The sequence below is a fragment of the Kitasatospora sp. NEAU-69 genome, assembly GCF_057158765.1.
Genome location: NZ_JBWXUE010000005.1, coordinates 86,305 through 103,818, shown reverse-complemented (window position 1 = coordinate 103,818; position 17,514 = coordinate 86,305). Strand labels below are relative to the sequence as shown.

Annotated in this window: 13 protein-coding genes and 1 riboswitch; of the genes, 7 read left to right on the top strand and 6 right to left on the bottom strand. The window is 72.8% G+C overall.

Translation table 11 applies throughout. The features are described 5' to 3' along the window. The first annotated feature begins 114 nt into the window (after positions 1 to 114). Complete coding sequence (locus AC060L_RS07880) at positions 115 to 1,329, top strand: agmatine deiminase family protein (protein ID WP_483797844.1); 1,215 nt, start codon at positions 115 to 117, stop codon at positions 1,327 to 1,329. A gap of 55 nt (positions 1,330 to 1,384) precedes the next feature. Here the strand turns inward: AC060L_RS07880 and AC060L_RS07875 are convergent, their stop codons facing one another. Then, the gene (locus AC060L_RS07875; RefSeq protein ID WP_483797843.1) at positions 1,385 to 2,101 is read right to left on the bottom strand and encodes a G1 family glutamic endopeptidase; all 717 of its coding nucleotides are present in this window, start codon (positions 2,099 to 2,101) and stop codon (positions 1,385 to 1,387) included. Between the two features lie 214 nt (positions 2,102 to 2,315). After that, complete coding sequence (locus AC060L_RS07870) at positions 2,316 to 3,002, bottom strand: TetR/AcrR family transcriptional regulator (protein ID WP_483797842.1); 687 nt, start codon at positions 3,000 to 3,002, stop codon at positions 2,316 to 2,318. 500 nt (positions 3,003 to 3,502) lie between these two features. On the opposite strand from AC060L_RS07870, the gene AC060L_RS07865 reads away from it, so the two are divergent. The 4 genes from AC060L_RS07865 to AC060L_RS07850 all read left to right on the top strand — a co-directional run bounded on the left by AC060L_RS07865 (position 3,503) and on the right by AC060L_RS07850 (position 8,189). Next, positions 3,503 to 4,732 (top strand): agmatine deiminase family protein, encoded by a 1,230-nt coding sequence (locus tag AC060L_RS07865; protein ID WP_483797841.1) that lies wholly within the window; start codon positions 3,503 to 3,505, stop codon positions 4,730 to 4,732. A 168-nt stretch (positions 4,733 to 4,900) separates the two neighbouring features. Then, positions 4,901 to 5,254, top strand: a complete 354-nt coding sequence (locus AC060L_RS07860; RefSeq protein ID WP_483797840.1) for a UBP-type zinc finger domain-containing protein — start codon at positions 4,901 to 4,903, stop codon at positions 5,252 to 5,254. 519 nt (positions 5,255 to 5,773) lie between these two features. After that, complete coding sequence (locus AC060L_RS07855) at positions 5,774 to 6,985, top strand: RNA-guided endonuclease InsQ/TnpB family protein (RefSeq protein ID WP_483798017.1); 1,212 nt, start codon at positions 5,774 to 5,776, stop codon at positions 6,983 to 6,985. Positions 6,986 to 7,157: 172 nt separating this feature from the next. Beyond that, positions 7,158 to 8,189, top strand: a complete 1,032-nt coding sequence (locus AC060L_RS07850) for a phosphotriesterase family protein (RefSeq protein ID WP_483797839.1) — start codon at positions 7,158 to 7,160, stop codon at positions 8,187 to 8,189. 64 nt (positions 8,190 to 8,253) lie between these two features. Here AC060L_RS07850 and AC060L_RS07845 read toward each other — a convergent pair whose 3' ends face one another. Next, the gene (locus tag AC060L_RS07845; RefSeq protein WP_483797838.1) at positions 8,254 to 9,498 is read right to left on the bottom strand and encodes a glycoside hydrolase family 16 protein; all 1,245 of its coding nucleotides are present in this window, start codon (positions 9,496 to 9,498) and stop codon (positions 8,254 to 8,256) included. Positions 9,499 to 9,501: 3 nt separating this feature from the next. Next, a riboswitch (cyclic di-AMP (ydaO/yuaA leader) is annotated at positions 9,502 to 9,676 on the bottom strand. A gap of 175 nt (positions 9,677 to 9,851) precedes the next feature. Then, positions 9,852 to 11,129, bottom strand: a complete 1,278-nt coding sequence (locus AC060L_RS07840; protein WP_483797837.1) for an MFS transporter — start codon at positions 11,127 to 11,129, stop codon at positions 9,852 to 9,854. A 462-nt stretch (positions 11,130 to 11,591) separates the two neighbouring features. Between AC060L_RS07840 and AC060L_RS07835 the strand changes: the two genes are divergently transcribed. Continuing rightward, positions 11,592 to 13,190: a UDP-N-acetylmuramoyl-L-alanyl-D-glutamate--2,6-diaminopimelate ligase gene (locus AC060L_RS07835; RefSeq protein ID WP_483797836.1), complete on the top strand. Its 1,599-nt coding sequence runs from the start codon at positions 11,592 to 11,594 to the stop codon at positions 13,188 to 13,190. Between the two features lie 7 nt (positions 13,191 to 13,197). Further along, complete coding sequence (murJ, locus tag AC060L_RS07830; RefSeq protein WP_483797835.1) at positions 13,198 to 15,108, top strand: murein biosynthesis integral membrane protein MurJ; 1,911 nt, start codon at positions 13,198 to 13,200, stop codon at positions 15,106 to 15,108. Here the strand turns inward: murJ and AC060L_RS07825 are convergent. Together AC060L_RS07825 and AC060L_RS07820 are read right to left on the bottom strand one after the other, a co-directional pair. After that, complete coding sequence (locus AC060L_RS07825) at positions 15,054 to 15,950, bottom strand: glycosyltransferase family 2 protein (protein WP_483797834.1); 897 nt, start codon at positions 15,948 to 15,950, stop codon at positions 15,054 to 15,056. The genes murJ and AC060L_RS07825 overlap by 55 nt on opposite strands. Before the next feature lie 72 nt (positions 15,951 to 16,022). Continuing rightward, positions 16,023 to 17,432 (bottom strand): UDP-N-acetylmuramoyl-tripeptide--D-alanyl-D-alanine ligase, encoded by a 1,410-nt coding sequence (locus AC060L_RS07820; RefSeq protein WP_483797833.1) that lies wholly within the window; start codon positions 17,430 to 17,432, stop codon positions 16,023 to 16,025. Positions 17,433 to 17,514 lie beyond the last annotated feature (82 nt).

Below are 17,514 nucleotides of genomic sequence, written 5' to 3'. Positions count from 1 at the left end.
ACGGCTGCTCACCCGAACGGAGGCGCGTGGGGTACCGGCGGCGGACCCCACCGGCCTCTACTCTCGGACGGCATCGTGCTCGGACCGGGTAGCACAGGAAAAGTCGGAGCCCGCATGACGAACCCTCAGCTCTCCCGCCGTGCCGTGCTGCGATCCGGCTCCGGCCTGGCCGGCGCGGCACTGCTCGGCGCCTGCACCTCCTCGGCCTCCGACCAGTCCTCGACGCCGTCGGGCGCGCCGAGCTCGGCCGCGTCATCGGCAGCGTCCGCCGCGTCTTCCGCCTCCGCCGCAGCGGCCGGCGCCGGCGCGGCCGGCTACGCGATGCCCGCCGAGTCCGCCCCGCACACCCGCACCTTCATGGCCTGGCCGGCCCTGGAGGAGGTGTGGGGCGACCAACTACCCAACGTCCGCAAGGACATCGCGGGGATCGCGCAGGCCGTGGCACAGTTCGAGCCGGTCGTCATGATGGCCCGCCCGGACCAGAGCGACCAGGCCCAGCAGCAGTGCGGCTCCTCGGTCGAGGTGATCCAGCTGACCGTGGACGACCTCTGGGCCCGGGACACCGGCCCGACCTTCGTGCTCGGGCCGCCCGGCCTGGCCGGGGTGGACTTCAACTTCAACGGCTGGGGCAACAAGCAGACCCACGCCAACGACAGCCAGGTCGCCCGCGCCCTCCTCGCCAAGTACGGCATCACCCGGATCCCCGCCCCCATCACCGCCGAGGGCGGAGCCCTCGAAGTCGACGGCGAGGGCACCCTGATGGCCACCGAGAGCTCGCTGGTCAATCCGAACCGCAACCCGGGCAGGACCCGCGACCAGATCGAGGCCGCCCTCAAGGAGTTGCTCGGGGTCCGGCAGGTGATCTGGCTCCAGGGCGTGGCCGGGCAGGACATCACCGACTGCCACGTCGACGCGCTCGCCCGGTTCGCCCAGCCCGGGGTGGTCGTGCTGCACCGCCCGGCCGCCGACACCCCGCCGGACATCTGGTCGCAGGCCTCGGACCAGGCCCTCTCCATGCTCAACTCCGCCACCGACGCGAAGGGCCGCAAGCTGCGGGTCGTCGAGATCACCGAGCCCGACTTCAACGCGATCCAGAACCAGAGCAAGGACTTCCTGGCGACCTACCTCAACTACTACGTCGTCAACGGAGGGCTCGTCATGCCGCGCTTCGGCGACCAGGCCGCGGACGACAAGGCCGCGGCCACCCTGGGTGAGCTGTACCCCGACCGGAAGATCGTCCAGATCTCGATCAACGCCGTCGCGGCGGGCGGCGGCGGCATCCACTGCTCGACCCAGCAGCAGCCTGCCACCATCCCCGCCTCGCCGTGACGACCTGCGGCGGCCCGTGCGCCGGAGCGGAGTGCCCGCCCCGGCGCCGGTGCGACTACTCCTGCAGGTACGTCTCGCTGAAGCTGGTGCCGCCGGAGCCGAGCGCGCTGGTGCGGGCCTCGTAGGCGCCGTTCGACGGGTCGAGCGCGACCGGGCTGGAGGACCCGAGGGCCTTGCCGTTGACGGTGGCCGAACTGAAGTTCAGCGTACCGAAGTTGGGGTAGGCCCCGGTCGGCGACTCGATGATGACCTCGGCGCTGGTCCGCTGCGCGGAGAGGGACTTGGTCGTGCTGTAGGTCCAGCCCCGCGTGGAGTTGTTCAGCTTCAGGGCGTACCTGTTGCTCCCGGTGTAGGTCACCGAGGCGTTGATGACGTCACCGGTCTTCACCGGGTACGAGCTGAGGCTCAGGTAGACCGGGTTCGCCGGGTACATCTCGTACCAGGCCTGGTTGACGGGACTGCCGCTGGAGCAGTCGGTCGCCACGCCGGTCTGCTCCACGCTGGACGAGCCGTAGCCGTCGATGCCGACCCAGGGGGCGTAGAGGTCGTTGCTGGAGTTGCAGGTCGCCTTCGCCTCGGTCCAGCTCGCCGCGACCGAGGTGAAGTTGCTGCCCTGGGCGGCGTAACCGCCCCAGTTGTAGCCGTTGATGTTGTAGTGCAGGGGGCGGAACGACAGCTCGTGCGCCGCGGCCGCAGTGGCCGGCACGGCGGGGGCGGCGACGGTGGCCGCCGCTGCCGCGAGGGTGGCGACACGTATCAGGAATTTGCGCATGCCGGCTCCTATGTGGGGGACGATCAGGAAGCTCGTACGCCGACCCAAGCCGTGGGGAGGCTGTGAGGGCGGCAGTACAGGGTCTCCGATTGTCATGGGCCGGGCAAGGGGTTTGGCAGATCAGTCCCAGCCGAATTCCACTGCCGGACAGCAGACTTGATGATCACTCCGGCGCCGCGCAGACACAGTCCGCAGCTCAGCGACCCGCCGGAGCTCAGCGAACGGGAACCGTGGGGACCCCGGCGGCGAGCCCGAGGATGAGCGCCCGGATCGCCGCCCCGGCGTCGAGCTCGGGCTCGGCCGCCAACGACTGGACGGCGGCCAGGCCGTCGGCCGCCGCAGCGGCCGCCTCGCCGAGCGGGCGCGGGTCGAGGCCGCCGCCGCGCTCGTCCGCCAGCACCTGGAACAGCGCCACGAAGCAGGCCCGCCAGCGCCGGTACTCCGCCGCCAGGCTCTCGCGGACCCGCTCGTCGTTGAGCGCGAACCAGTGCAGCGCCGAGTGCAGCCGCGCCAGGTCGGTCGCCTCCGGCTGCGCGAGCAGGGCGATCACCCGCTCGGCCCGCTCGGCGAACGAGCCGGCGGCGCCGACGGCCTCCTCGAACGGGTCGATCCACTCCGGCCGGATGTCCTCGATCACGGCGACGATCAGGTCGGTCCGGTTCTGGAAGTGGTAGTGGCACATCCCGTGCGTGACCCCACCGAGCGCGGCGACGTTGCGCGTGGTGAACGGCACGGTGTCGTCGCCGGCCAGCAGCGTCCGGGCCGCGGCGACCAGGCGCGCCCGGGTCTGCTCCCCCTTCGCCGAGGCCCGCGGCTTACGGGCGGCAGCCGCACCGGCCGCCGCCACTGGACGGCCTGACGGGCGGTCGGCGGGTCGGGGGTCCTCGGCTCGGCTGGTCACGCCCCAACCCTAACGAGTCGCCCAGCCCCGGCGCCCACCCCTCGCCCCGATCCGGCCCGCGCGGTTCCACCCCACCCGCGCACCGGCCCACCCAGCCCGCGCGGTTGCGCCCCGTCCGCTCAGCGATCCACCCCACCCGGCCCGCGCGGCGCAGCCCGACTCCACCCCGGCGGCCCACCATCCCACTCAGCCCAGCCCGGCTCCGCCTCACCTGCTCACCACCCACCCAGCCCACCCACAGGCCACCGAGCTCAACCACCCCGCGCAGCCACTGCGGCCACGCGCCCCTTGCCGGCCAACCGATCTGACACCCCATCGGTTTCACCGAAAGCCTGCGCAGATTATTGACCGAGCGCTTGGTCAGTTATAGCGTCCGGCGCACCGGCCGCGGACCGCCGCCGGTCGATCGAGTGGAAGGCCAGCAGATGAACGACCAGGTGGAGCCGAACGATCAAGCCGACCCGGAAGCCCCAGCGAGCCGGGCCACCGGCCGTCCCGGAGTGGACCGACGCAGTCTGCTGGCCATCGCGGGCCTGACGACGGTCGGCGTCGTCTGGGCCGCCAACAGCGGCACCTCCGGCGTCGCCCGGGCCGACACCCCCGGCTGCGGCCCCTCCCCGACACCCACCCCCACGCCCACCGCCACGCCCACCGGCGGCGGTGGCGGCGGTGGCGGCGGCTTCGCTGTGCCAGTCGACTCCGTCCCGCACACCCGCACCTGGATGGCCTGGCCCGACGACCCCACCATCTGGACCGGCGGTGGCGGCGGCCGGCGCGGCAACGGGACTCCGTCAGTCGCCCAGATCCAGGCCAACATCGCGCTGGTTGCCAACACCATCGCCAAGTACGAGCCGGTCTACCTGTGCGCCAACCCGGCGAGCGCCGCGGCCGCCCGGAAGGCCTGCACCAACCCGAACGTCACCGTGCTCACCTCGATCCCGGTCAACGACTGCTGGATGCGCGACTCGGGACCGGTCTTCCGCACCAACGGCTCCGGCGGGCTCGACGCGATCGGCCTCAACTTCAACGGCTGGGGCAACCGGCAGACCTTCACGAACGACGGCAAGGTCGCCGCGAACGTCGCGAGCTACCTCGGCATCCCGTTCACCGCCGCGGGCCTGGTCAGCGAGGGCGGCGCGATCGAGGCCGACGGCTCGGGCACGCTGATGGCGACCCAGAGCAGCATCCTGGACCCGGCCCGCAACCCGGGCATGACCCAGGCCCAGGCCGCCACCGCGATGTGCGCGGCCTACGGCGCGTCCGAGGTGATCTGGTTCAACGGCTACGTCGACCCGTCGGACATCACCCGCGACCACGTGGACGCGACCTCGCGTTTCCTCGCCGAGGGCCGCGGCGTCGTCCAGCGGCCGAACGCGACCGACGACCCGAACGACGGCTGGACCATCGACGAGAACAACCAGTACGCCGTGCTCTCCGCCGCGACCGACGCCAAGGGGAACGCGATCCAGGTCGCGGGCATCGGCGGGCCCGACTACTCGGTCATCCGGCAGTACAACTCGCTCAGCTTCGTCGGCTCCTACGCGAACTACTACCTCTGCAACAACGCGGTGATCTCGGCCCAGTTCGGCGACCGCACCGCCGACGCCGCCGCGAAGAAGACCCTGCAGCAGCTCTTCCCGGGCCGGACCGTCGAGCAGCTGAACATCGACTACATCGGCCTGGGCGGCGGCGGCATCCACTGCGTCACCCAGCCGCAGCCCCAGCCGTAACCCCGCCGCTCCCCCCACTCCCCCACCCCGCCCCCGCCTCGCCACCCGCCCAGGTGGCGAGGCGGCGACACGCTCGACCGCGACTGGCCCCGGACGCCCGACCGGGCGAGGCTGGGCAGCAGAGCCCAGCGACCCGACAGTCGAGGCCGAACAGTCGAGGAGAGACCGATGACAGACAACCTGCCCCCGGGCATCGACCCCAGCGCCGCGCCCAGCGGCGACGGCTGCGTGGAGTGCCTGGCCGCCGACGGCTGGTGGCTGCACCTACGGCGCTGCGCGGCCTGCGGCCACATCGGCTGCTGCGACACGTCCCCGTCCCAGCACGCCACCAAGCACGCCCGGCAGGCCGGGCACCCCTTCATCACCAGCTTCGAGCCCGGCGAGGACTGGTTCTGGAGCACCGAGACCGAGGAGTACTACGACGGCCCACCGCTGCTCCCGCCGACCTCCCACCCGGCCGCCCAGCCGACCCCGGGCCCGGCCGGCAAGGTCCCGGCGAACTGGCAGGACCTGCTGAACTAGGCCCGGCCACCTGGCGCAGTACGGCCGCCCCGACAGACCCGGCGGCCCGCCGGCACACCGCCGACGGGCCGCCGAGTCATGCCGTCCGTGAGCAGGGCAACACGGGAACGTCACGCATCGCGCCATCCTCGCGGCGTAAGGACGGTCACAAGGGATCCATCAAGGCCGAAGAGTTTGCGGCCGAACGATGCCTACGAAGGAAATCCTCCCGGCCTTCCCAAGTGAAACCGCCGCACTGCCGAAGTTCTCACTTTGGTAAAAGATGCAACTTCTTACACATCATGTCCAGAAAGAATCACCCCTCCGCCCCCGGATGATCGCAATCGCCAACTCGCCTCCACGCCCTGATAGGAATGAGTCAGAGCGGAGCGATCACTCATCGCCGTGCGGCGCAGCAACTGCGCTTCTCATCTGGGGGAGGAGAGCCCGATTTGCCGTCAATGCTGTTCGGAGTTTGTGGATATGATTGCCCATCACATCGTTCACAGGCAGTGGTGTTAGTGTTGCTCTGTGGTGACCATGCACGTGAAGCGGGCGTATCGGTACCGCTTCTATCCGAGTGACGTGCAGGCGGCTGAGTTGTCGCGCACGTTCGGGTGTGTGCGGAAGGTATACAACCTGGCGCTGCAGGTCCGTACGGAGGCGTGGACGCTGCGTCAGGAGCGGATCAACTACAGCGCCACCAGCGCGATGCTGACGGCGTGGAAGAAGACCGAGGAACTGGCCTACCTCGCTGAGGTGTCCAGCGTCCCGTTGCAGCAGGCTCTGCGCCACCTGCAGGGGGCGTTCGCCAACTTCTGGAACAAGCGGGCGAAGTACCCGACGTTCAAGTCCCGGAAGAAGTCCCGCAGGAGCGCCGAGTACACCGCCTCGGCGTTCCGCTTCCGTGACGGCAGGCTGACTCTGGCGAAGATGGCGGAGCCGCTGGACATCGTGTGGTCCCGTCCGCTGCCTGAGGGGTCCGTGCCGTCCACGGTGACGGTGTCGCAGGACGCGGCCGGGCGCTGGTTCGTCTGCCTGCTGTGCGACGACCGGCCGATCATGCCCGCGCCCGTCAACGCGGCGGTGGGCATCGACGCCGGTATCACCGCCCTGGTGACGCTTTCCACCGGGGAGAAGGTCGCCAATCCCCGGATCGAGCACAGGGACCGGGAACGTCTGGCCAGGGCGCAGCGGGATCTTGCCCGCAAGGTCAAGGGCAGCAACAACCGGTCCAAGGCCCGTCTCAAGGTTGCTCGGGTGCATGCCCGGATCGCGGACCGGCGCAGGGACTTCCTGCACAAGCTCACCACTCGACTCGTTCGTGAGAACCAAACGATCGTGATCGAGGATCTGACCGTGCGGAACATGCTCAAGAACCGGACGCTGGCGCGAGCCATTGCGGATGCGAGCTGGTCCGAGATGCGGTCCATGCTGGAGTACAAGGCCGGCTGGTACGGCCGGGACCTGGTGGTCGTTGACCGGTGGTTCCCCTCGTCCAAGCTCTGCTCGGCCTGCGGCACCTTGCGAAGCGAGATGCCGCTGAACGTCCGTGAGTGGACGTGCGACTGCGGTGCGACCCACGACCGGGACGTGAACGCGGCATGCAACATCCTGGCCGCCGGACTGGCGGTTGCAGCCTGTGGAGACGGTGCAAGACCTCAACGGAACACTCCGGGCGGGCGGTCGTCGGTGAAGCAGGAAGTCGTCCCACCGCAGCGCTCACGCGCAGCGGCTCAGCCGCGAGGCTGAGGGGAATCCCCGCCCTTCAGGGCAGGGAGGATGTCAAAGACCGGCTCTGGGCGACGTTCTACAGCTACGACAGCGCCTACTAGAGAGGTCCTGGGACTCGTCCCGGCCCCCCGTTGTCAGCCCCGGCCCGTACGATCGCGCGCAGATGGCGGCTAGCTGCGAGGAGTTGACGATGGCGCACGTCCAGACGGTCTGCGGGCCGGTGGATCCCGCCGAGCTCGGAAGCGTGCTCACCCATGAGCATCTGCTGGCGCTCACCCCGGGGCCGTGGCTCGCCGGCGGCCCGAAGGCGGGGCAGCAGGAACAGCAGGACGAGGTGCAGATCGACCTCGCCGTGGCGGCGCTCAGCGGCCTGTCGGCCTACGGCGTCCGCACGGTGGTCGACCTGAGCCCGTACGGGGACGCCGGGCGGGACGCGCACGGGGCGAACGCCGCGCTGCTGCCCGAGATCTCCCGCCGCAGCGGTGTGCACATCGTCAGCGGCACGGCCAGCTACCGGGAGGGATTCAGCCCCGCCTGGGTGCGGGACGCCTCCGTCGCGGAGCTCGCCGCGCGCTTCGTGGCCGACGCCACCACCGGCATCGGCGACACCGGGATACGCGCCGGCTTGCTCGGTGAACTCCCCACCGGGCTCGGCGAAGTGACCGACCACGAGCGGAAGGGCCTGCGCGCGGCGGCCCGCGCCCACCACACGACCGGCCTGGCCGTGAGCACCCACACCACCCACGGGACGATGGCCCTCGAACAGACCGACCTGCTCCGGCAGGAGGGGGTGGACCCCCAGCGGGTGGTCATCGGGCACATGGACAACCATCCCGAACTCGACTACGTCCGCCGCGTGCTGGACCGCGGCGTCACCATCGCCTTCGACTCGGTCGGCAAGGAGAACTGGGATCTGCGGCTGCCACCGGCGCCGGAGCCGTTGCCGGACGGGCAGTACACCAAGCAGGCGCTGCGCCAGTCCGACGGCACCAGGGCCGACCGGATCGCCCGGCTCGTCGCGGAGGGCCACGCCGAGCGCATCCTGCTCTCGCAGGACCTCACCGGCGGCCAGGCCTACCTGAACCCCACGACACACGGGCGGTGGGGCTACACCTATCTGACCGCCGTCTTCGTCACGATGCTCGCCGAGCGCGGTGTCACCGAGGCGCAGCTGCACACGATGCTGCACACGAACCCCGCCCGCCTGCTCACCCTCGACTAGACGGGCCGGCGCCCTGCGCCGTCCCGTCCGGAGCGCATCCGGACGAGACGGCGCGGGGGTGTGACTAGCCCGCCTGCCAGTACTTGATCGACGAGATGCTCACGTCCGCGGAGGAGCCGACGCTCGGCGCGGTGCCGCTGGTGTCGGTCTCCGACTGGAGCACCAGGTGCATCGGGGTCGACGGGACTCGCGAGGTCGAGTGGCCGATGACCTGGCCGTCCAACGAGAAGGTCAGGCTCCCCGGCTGCCAGTCGATCGTCGTGGTGTGCCAGGCGCCGGCCTCGGGGACGCTGGTGGAGTACGCGTCCTGGTCGGATCCGGCGGTGGCGTCCTCGCGGTGCATGAACGCCGCGATGTTGCCGTTGAGCGGGCCCTCGGGGAAGTCGATCTCACCGTTCTGCGGCCAGATCCCGCTGTCCGGCCAGAGCAGCCAGGCGGTCTTGTAGCCGGCGGCGGAGGTGGCCTTCCAGGTCACCTGGAACGTGCCGTACTGCACGCCGCCGTCCGACCCGACCGCGCCGGGCAGCTTGGGCACCGGCGCGCCGACCCAGGTGCCCGAGCTGTCACGGTTGAGGTGGACGTTCAGCTGGCCGTTGGCGATCGACATCGTCTTGGCCGGGCTGTAGGTGCCGTTCTTCGAGGTGTCCTGCCAGCCGTCCGGGTAGGCCCACCACTTCGAGTCCACGTTGGCGGGCAGGCCGGTGCAGTGGCTGTTCTGGATCGGGCCGTTCGCCGAGCAGCCGGTCCAGCTGCCGAGCGGCACGTTCTCCCCGCTGAAGTCGTCGGACCAGGTGGGGGCGGTGCCGGAGGCCACCGCGGTCGGAGTCGCAGGCGCCGTCGGAGTCGGGGCAGACGGTGTGGCGGTCGGCGTCGGCGTCGGCGTGGACGCCGCACCCGACGCACCCGTGACGGTCAGTGTCTGCGCCGGCAGGTTGTGCCACTTGCCGGCGGAGTCCTGCCAGAAGCCGAACTCGCTGTACGTCCCGGCCGGCAGCGTCCGGGTGCCCGTGGTGATCGAGATCCCGCTCGGGCAGATCCGGGCGTTGCTCGCCGACCCGGGGAAGTCGAGGTTGTCGCCGGCCGCGTCGCGGACGCCCACGCCGAGCGTCCGGGCGGTGAAGCAGCTTGCGGAGTGCACGGTCAGCGAGGCCGACGTTGCGGTCCCGGCGGCCATCGCGGCCGGGGCGAGTCGGTCCTGCACGACACGCGGGGTGGCGGCTTCGGCGTTGCCGAAGACGGTGACGGCGAGCGCGCCGGCCGTGGCAACGGCCGTCGCACCCACCCGAAGGGTTGTGGCAGAGATGCGCATGGAGGTTTTCCTCGGCAACGCCTGCGAGGTGAGCTGTCGGATTCGGGCCGTGAGGTAGCCCGGCCGCCGGTGGAAGCGGCTTCACCCCTAGCCTTGCACGTCCGCCGAAAAGGCCTGCGGAGTGCTGAGGCGACTTACCTGGGTCCCCCGCTCCCGTCCGTGTCGGTTCTTGATCGACCGCCGACGGGTGGACGGGATTCGGCGTCCCGACGGCGGCGCCCGCACCTGGCGGACGACGACAGCAGGCTAGGCACCGGGCACGAACGACACAAGCGAGCAGCCCTTCCTGTCACACACCTCACACCTCATGCCTCCCATCGCTCACACGGCCCGCACCGTTCACGGCACCGGCATCACGCCTCGGCGCGCTCCGGGAACCGCTGCCGGATCGGCGTGCAGAGCGCGACCGCCACCACCACCGCCAGCAGCACCGCCGCCCCGAGCAGCGGCCCGCGCGCGCCGTAGCGCCCGACCAGCGCGGTCAGCACCGCCGCGCCGAGCGGCGCGAGGGCGCCGTGCGCGGTCCAGAACGCGGCGGTGACCCGCCCCAGCAGGTGACCGGGCGTGACCTGCTGCCGCAACGACATCGAGCAGAGCCGGGCCACCGCCATGCCGAAGCCGTACCCGAAGGCCGCACCCGCCGCCAGCGTGATCCGCCCGGTCAGCGCGAGCAGCAGCACGGCGGCACCGCCGAACGCGGTGGCGATGAGCCAACACGGGCCGAAGCCCCAGCGGCGGCGCAGCGCGGGGGTGACCAGGGCCGCGGCGCAGGTGCCGAGGCCGCCCAGCGCGAGGACGAGGCCGACCGTGCGCTCGCTCTGCCCGAGACCGTGCCGCACCTGGTAGATGAACACGTCGGTCATGCCGAGGTCGAGCAGGCTGACCACGGCCAGCGCGACGGTCAGCGCGCGCAGCACGGGGTGGCCCCAGAGGAAGCCCAGGCCCGCGGTGAAGTCGGCCCGCAGCCGCGCACCCGGGCTGAGCTCCTCGGCGGACGTCGCAGCGCCGGAAGCCGTCACCTCGGACGTCACGGCCTCGGACGCCGCCTGCTCGACGGGGCGCAGCCGGATCACCGCCATCCCGAGCAGCGAGACCCCGAAACTCGCCGCGTTGATCCCGATCGCGGCCGTCGGACCGAACAGCCCGGCCACCACACCGGCGAGCGCGGGCCCGACGATGTAGGCGAGCGCACCGGTCGACTGCAACTTGCCGTTGGCCGCGGTGATCCGGTCGGGGCCCACCAGGTTCGGCACGACGGTGACGTACGTGATCCGGAAGAGCAGGTCGAAGACCGAGGCCAGCGCCATCACCACGTACAGCAGCCAGATTTGCGGACTGACGGCCCAGCAGATCGGGATCGCGCCGAACAGCAGCAGTTGCGCCGCGTCGCAGGTCATCATCAGCCGCCGCCGGTCGAACCGGTCGGCGAACGCCCCGGCGACCGGCCCGCTGAGCAGCGCCCCGACGCTGCTGATCGCGGTGAGCAGCCCCATCTGCGCGGCCGAGCCGGTCATGTGCAGCACCAGCAGCGGCAGTGCCACGAGTGAGAAGGCGCTCCCCAGGTCGGACAGTGTCTGGGCGCCCCAGAAGATCGCGAAGTGGCGCTCTGGGCGTATGAAACCGGGAGTCATGCGCCTGATCCTGGGAAGCTCCGCGATCATCCGTCAAACCCTTATCGCTCATCGCACGGTTACCATCCGTCACCCCTGCCCCACCAGTACACGCCAACTCCCATGGCCGAGGCCGGGGTGCAGGGCAGCGGCACCTCACCTAGCGTCAGAGCAGTGCCGGGACCGGCCCCGGGTGCGGCGTCGCCGCCGGACCCCGCCGGGGAAGCGCGGCACGGCTCGGCGCAGCAGGGCTCGGCACGGCCGGGGACGCAGGCCGTCCTCCGGAAGACCGCGCCCGTTGGAGACGGCTGGAGAGATCGGCATGACTGCCTACCGCGGTTCGATACGACCGACGCGAGCGACCCGATCGTGGTCCCGCAGCGAGGGCCCCGATCCGAGCACCCCCGATCCGAACACCCCCGATCCGAGCAACCGGGCACCGAGCGCCACAGCCCCGCCCGGCCGCGCCCCGGGACGTCGGCGGTGAGCGGCGCGACGGCCCCCGGCGGGGTCCGGCTCTCGGAGCTGGCGGCGGTCTGGCCGGGCGCCGAGCGGTGCGGCGGGGATGCCACGGTGATCGACTGCACCCACGACAGCCGCCAGGTCCGCCCGGGCTGGCTGTTCATCGCGCTGCCCGGCGCCCGCTTCGACGGTCACGACTACGCCGCGGCCGCCGTCCGGGCCGGCGCCCCGGCCCTGCTCGTGCAGCGGTTCCTGCCGGAGCTGCCCGTCCCGCAGCTGCGGGTGCCCAGCGTGCGCTGGGTGATGGGCCCGGTCGCCGCGGCGATCCACGGCCGCCCGGCCGACGGCCTGTCGATCGCCGGCGTCACCGGCACCAACGGCAAGACGACGACCAGCCACCTGCTGCACTCCGCGTTCGTCGCGGCCGGCTGGAGCGCGGGCCTGCTCGGCACCGTGGAGACCCGGATCGGCCAGGACCGGTGCAGCTCCTCGCTGACCACCCTGGAGGCGCCCGAGCTGCACCGGGCCTTCGCCCGGATGCGCGGCGAGGGGGTCGGCGCCACCGCGATGGAGGTCTCCTCGCACGCGCTCGACCAGCACCGGGTCGGCGGAGTCGTCTTCGACGTCGCCGTCTTCACCAACCTGGCCGCCGAGCACCTCGACTACCACGGCACCGTCGAGCAGTACTACTACACCAAGTCGCTGCTCTTCACGCCGCAGTTCAGCCGGTGCGCGGTGGTCTGCGTGGACGACGAGTGGGGTGCCCGGCTGGCCTCGCACAGCACCGTGCCGACCGTCAGCTTCGGGCACAGCGAACGCGCCGAGGCCCGGATCACCACGGTCCGCAGCGACCGCACCGGCACCCGGATCGCCCTCGACTGCGCGGACGGCGCGGTCGAGCTGTCCGCCCGCACGGTCGGGCGGTGCAACACCACGAACCTGGCCGGCGCCTACCTCGCCGCCCGCGCGATGGGCGTGCCGGCCGAGGCGGCGGTCGCCGGGATCGCGGCCTGCCCGCCGATCCCGGGCCGCTCCGAGCTGGTGGACGCCGGACAGCCGTTCCTGGTCGTGGTGGACTACGCGCACACCCCCGACGCGATCGCGGCGCAGGTCGCCACCGCCCGCGACCATCTGATCGGACCGGGCGGCCGGGTGCTGCTGGTGGTCGGCTGCCGCGGCGGCCGGGACCGGTACAAGCGGCCCGAGATCGGCCGGGCGGCGGTCACCGCCGACCGCGCGTTCTTCACCAGCGACAGCCCGGACGACGAGGACCCGCTCGCGATCCTGGCCCAGATGGTCACCGGCGCGCTCGGCCGGCCGGACCGCTTCGTGGTGGAGCCGGACCGGGCCACCGCGATCGCCCAGGCGCTCGGGCTGGCCCGAGCGGGCGACGTGGTGCTGATAACCGGGCGCGGCCACGAGACGACCCAGCGGCTGTCCGGTCATGATGTGCCGCTGGACGACCGGGACCACGCGCGCAACGTGCTGCTGACGCTCGGCTGGCCCGGCACCTCGCGCACCTCGCGCACCGCCCGCCGCAGGCCCACGGCCACCCGCCCGCGCCTGCGTCCGGCCCACCGCCACCACATCCGCAGCCGGAGCAGCACCCCAGATGATTGAGCGTCGGATGAGCGAACGTCGGACGACCAGCCCGGCCCGCCCGGCCCGCGCCGAACTGGCGATGGCCGCCGGCACCGCGCTGTCCCGCCTCACCGGCCTGGCCCGGGTCTTCACGCTCGCCTTCGCGTTCGGCATCACGCCGCTCGCGGACGCGTACAACCTGGCCAACACCACCCCCAACATGGTGTACGACCTCGTCCTCGGCGGTGTCCTCTCCGCGACGCTGATCCCGGTCTTCGTCGCCCGCCTGGACACCGACTCCAAGGACGCGCCCGACCGGGACGACGGCGACGACGGCGACCCGTGGACCGCGATCTCCGCCGTCGTCACCGTCTGCACCGTGCTGCTCGCCCTCGCCTCGCTGCTGGTCGCCGCCGGCGCCGGGCTGCTGGTGGACGGGTACACCATCGCCACCCCGCACGGCTCCGCCGCCGCGACCGCCTCGGTCGGCGCCGAGCGGACCACCGCCGTCCGGCTGCTCCAGCTCTTCGCACCGCAGGTGCTGCTCTACGGCCTGATCGCGATGGTCACCGCCGTGCTCAACAGCCTGCGCCGGTTCGCGCTGCCCGCCTTCGCGCCGATCGCCAACAACCTGGTGCTGATCGGCCTGCTGCTCGCGCTGGCCGGGCCGCTGCGGCACGCCTCGCCCGGCTGGCTGCTCGACCACCCCGACCTGCTGCTGCTCCTCGGGCTGGGCACCACCGCCGGGGTCGCGGCGCAGGCGCTGGTGGTGGCCGGCGGGCTGCGCCGGGCCGGCGCCCGGCTGCGGCCGTGCTGGCGGCCGCGGCACCCGGCCGTCCGGCAGGTGGTCAGGCTCTCCGGCTGGACCTTCGGCATGACCGCCGCGAACCAGGCGGCGCTCTTCGCGGTGCTGCTGCTCGCGAACACCACGCCCGGCGGGGTCAGCGCCTACACGTACGCCTACGCGTTCTTCCAGCTGCCCTTCGGCGTGGTGGCCGCCTCGATCACCGGGGCCCGGCAGCCGTCCTGGGCGGCGGCCTGGGCGAGCGGACGGGTCCGCGCGCTCGGCGCGGAGGTGGCGGACGGGCTGCGGCTGCTGATCACGCTGATGGTCCCGATCGCGGCGGTGCTGGCGGCGCTGGCCGACCCGCTGGTGCGCCTGCTGCTCGGGCACGGCGCGACCAGCGCGACCGGCGCGGCGCTGACCGGGCAGGTGCTGGCCGTGCTGGCCGCGGGGCTGCCGGGGTTCTCGGCGTACCTGTACTTCGTCCGGGTCTACCAGGCCCTGCGCGAGCTGGGCACGGCGTTCCGGCTCTACCTGCTGAACAACGGCCTGATGGTGCTGCTCGCCGCCGCGCTGTACCGGCCGTACGGCGTGCAGGGCATCGCGGCGGCCGTCTCGATCGGCTACACCACCGCCGCGCTGGCCGCGGCCGCGCTGCTGCGGGCCCGACTGCGGACGGCCGCCGCCGCACCCTCCGCGCTGCCGGCCGGCGAGGTGTCCGCGCTGCCCGCGCTGCTGCCGGCCCGCACGCTGGTCCGGGCGCTGGGCGCCGCCGCGGCGGCCGGCGGCGCGACCTGGTCGGCGGTGCGCTGGAGCAGGTCACCGGCCGCCGCGCACGCGCTGCCGTCCTCACTGCCGCCCGCACTGGCGCTCGCCGTGCTGCTCGTGGTCGCGCTGCCGACGGTCTGGGCCTGGCGGCACTGGGTGCGCCCGCCCGAGCCCCTGCTGCCGGCTGGCCCGCCGGCCCGGCCCGCACGCAGCCGGACCGCCACCGACCGGCCGGCCACCGACGGGTCAGCCCCCGACCGCGCGACAACGGACCGCCCGGCAACCGACCGCCCAGCGACCGACCGGCCGGCACCCGACCGCCCGGCGACCGACCGAGCCGCCGCCCGCGCTCAGTACCGCCGCAGCCGCCGCGCCGCGCGCCCCGCCAGGAAGGGCGCGAGGTAGCGCGCGGCCGCCGCCGGCACGTGCGGGGTAAGCCCCGCGAGGCGCAGCTCCCGCCAGACGCCGCGCGCCCGCGCCGACTCGCCGGCCAGCAGGAACGCGAGCGCGAACCGCAGGTAGTGCCAGGTCAGCACGCGGGCGAAGGCCACCGCGCTGAGCGAGGTGACCGCCCGCTCGCGGTCCAGCATCAGCAGCATCCGGGCGTACAGCCGGGGCAGGTTCTTGCTGTAGCCCGCCGGCTCGTCCCGGTAGACGACCAGCGGGACGCCCAGCTTGACGACCGGCCCGACCTTGGCGCAGCGCAGCCAGAGGTCCCAGTCCTCCGCACCGTCCACCGTCGGGTCGAAGCCACCGCAGCGTTCCAGCACGTCCGCGCGGACCAGCACGGTCGAGGTCTGGAACCGGTTGAGCAGCAGCAGCTCCCGGTAGCCGAGCCGGTCCTCGTGCTCCGGCCCCGAGGTCGCGGGCCGCGGGCCGTCGGTGCGCACCCAGTCGCCGGCCAGCAGGACGGCGTCCGGGTGCCGCTTCATCGCGGCGCGCTGCCGGGCCAGCTTGCCCGGCAGCCACTCGTCATCGGCGTCCAGGAACGCCACCCAGGGCTGGGACGCCGCCTTGATCCCGGTGTTGCGCGCCACCGAGGGCCCCTGGTTCTGCTGCTCGACCACCCGGACGCCCGGGAACGACCGGGCCACCCTGGCGGTGCCGTCCGACGAGCCGTCGTCCACCACGATCACCTCGGCCGGGCGGGGCACCTGGGCGAGCACCGAGGCGAGCGCCGCACCCAGCGTGCGCTCCGCCTGGTAGGCGGGGACCACCACGCTCACGGGCAGCGGAACATCAGTCATCTCATCCCTTTCTTCGATTCTTCGGATCAGCGGAGTCTTCAAATCAGCGGAGTCTTCAGACGCCTTATCGGGTCACGCCGTCTCGGGGCACTGCGCCAGCAGCTGCCGCGCGGTGTCCTCCAGCCCGGCGCTGTGCGAGCCCTTCAGCAGCACCAGGTCGCCCGACCGCAGCCGCTCGCGCAGGCAGGCGAGCGCCGCGTCCCGGTCCGGCACCCAGGTGGCAGCGACCCCGCCGGCGACCGCGTGCTCGTGGATCAGCTTCGCCCCGGCGCTGCCGACCGCGATCAGCTCCGCGACGCCCGCCGCCGCGACCCGGCGGCCCAGTTCGGCGTGCTGGTCCTCGGAGGCGGTGCCCAGCTCGGCCATCTCGCCCAGCACCGCGACGGTGCGCCGTCCGCCGTCCGCCGACATCGCGACCAGCGCGCTGAGCGCCACCCGCATCGAGTCGGGGTTCGCGTTGAACGCGTCGTTGACGACCGTCACGCCGTCCGGGCGCTCGCCGACCTCCATCCGGCCCGGCGTCAGCTGGCGCGCCTCCCCGAGCGCCCCGGCCACTGCCCGCAGGTCGGCGCCGAGGCCGAGCGCGACGGCCGCGGCGGCGGTGGCGTTCGCGACGTGGTGCTCGCCGTGCATCCGCAGCGTCACCCGGACGCCGGCCCCCGAACCCCGGCTGGTCAGGATGAACGACGGCCGCCCGGCCCGGTCCAGCGCGACCGAGGCGGCCCGCACCTCCCCGGCGGCGCGGCCGAAGGTCAGCACCCGCGCCCTGGTCCGCGGCGCCATCGACATCACGTACGGGTCGTCCGCGTTCAGCACCGCGAGACCGTCCGCGGGCAGCGCCTCGACCAGCTCGCCCTTCGCGGCCGCGATCGCCTCCCGGGTGCCGCCGAACTCGCCCAGGTGCGCGGTGCCGACGTTGATCACCAGGCCGACGGCCGGCGGCAGGATCCCGGTCAGGTGCGCGATGTGCCCGGCCCGGCTGGCGCCCATCTCGGCCACCAGGTAGCGGGTCGAGGCATCGGCGCGCAGCACCGTCAGCGGCAGGCCGATCTCGTTGTTGAAGGAGAGCGGGGTGGCGACCGTGTGGTCCATGGTGGTGAGCACCTGGGCGAGCAGGTCCTTGGTGCTGGTCTTGCCGGCCGACCCGGTCAGGCCGATCACCAACGGGCCGCCGGCCGCGCTCAGCCTGGCGAACACCGCCCGGGCCAGCCGGGTGAGCCCCTGCAGCACGTCCGGCACCAGCACGGCGGGCACCCCCACCGGGCGGGACGCGAGCACCGCGACCGCGCCCGCCCGCACCGCGGCCACCGCGAACGCGTGCCCGTCGGTGCGGGTGCCGGGCAGCGCCACGAAGAGCGCGCCCGGCTCGGCCAACCGGGAGTCGATGACCGCCGGGCGATCCACCGTGGCCCCCGGCTCGGGCACGTCGCACAGCGTGCCCCCGACGGCTTCGGCGATCTCCTGCAGGGTCATGGGGATCACGGCAGCTCCCGATCCATGGCGAAGGGCCCCGAGCAGGGCTGTGCCCCATCACACGCCACCGCACCCCACCACCAGCGCAACC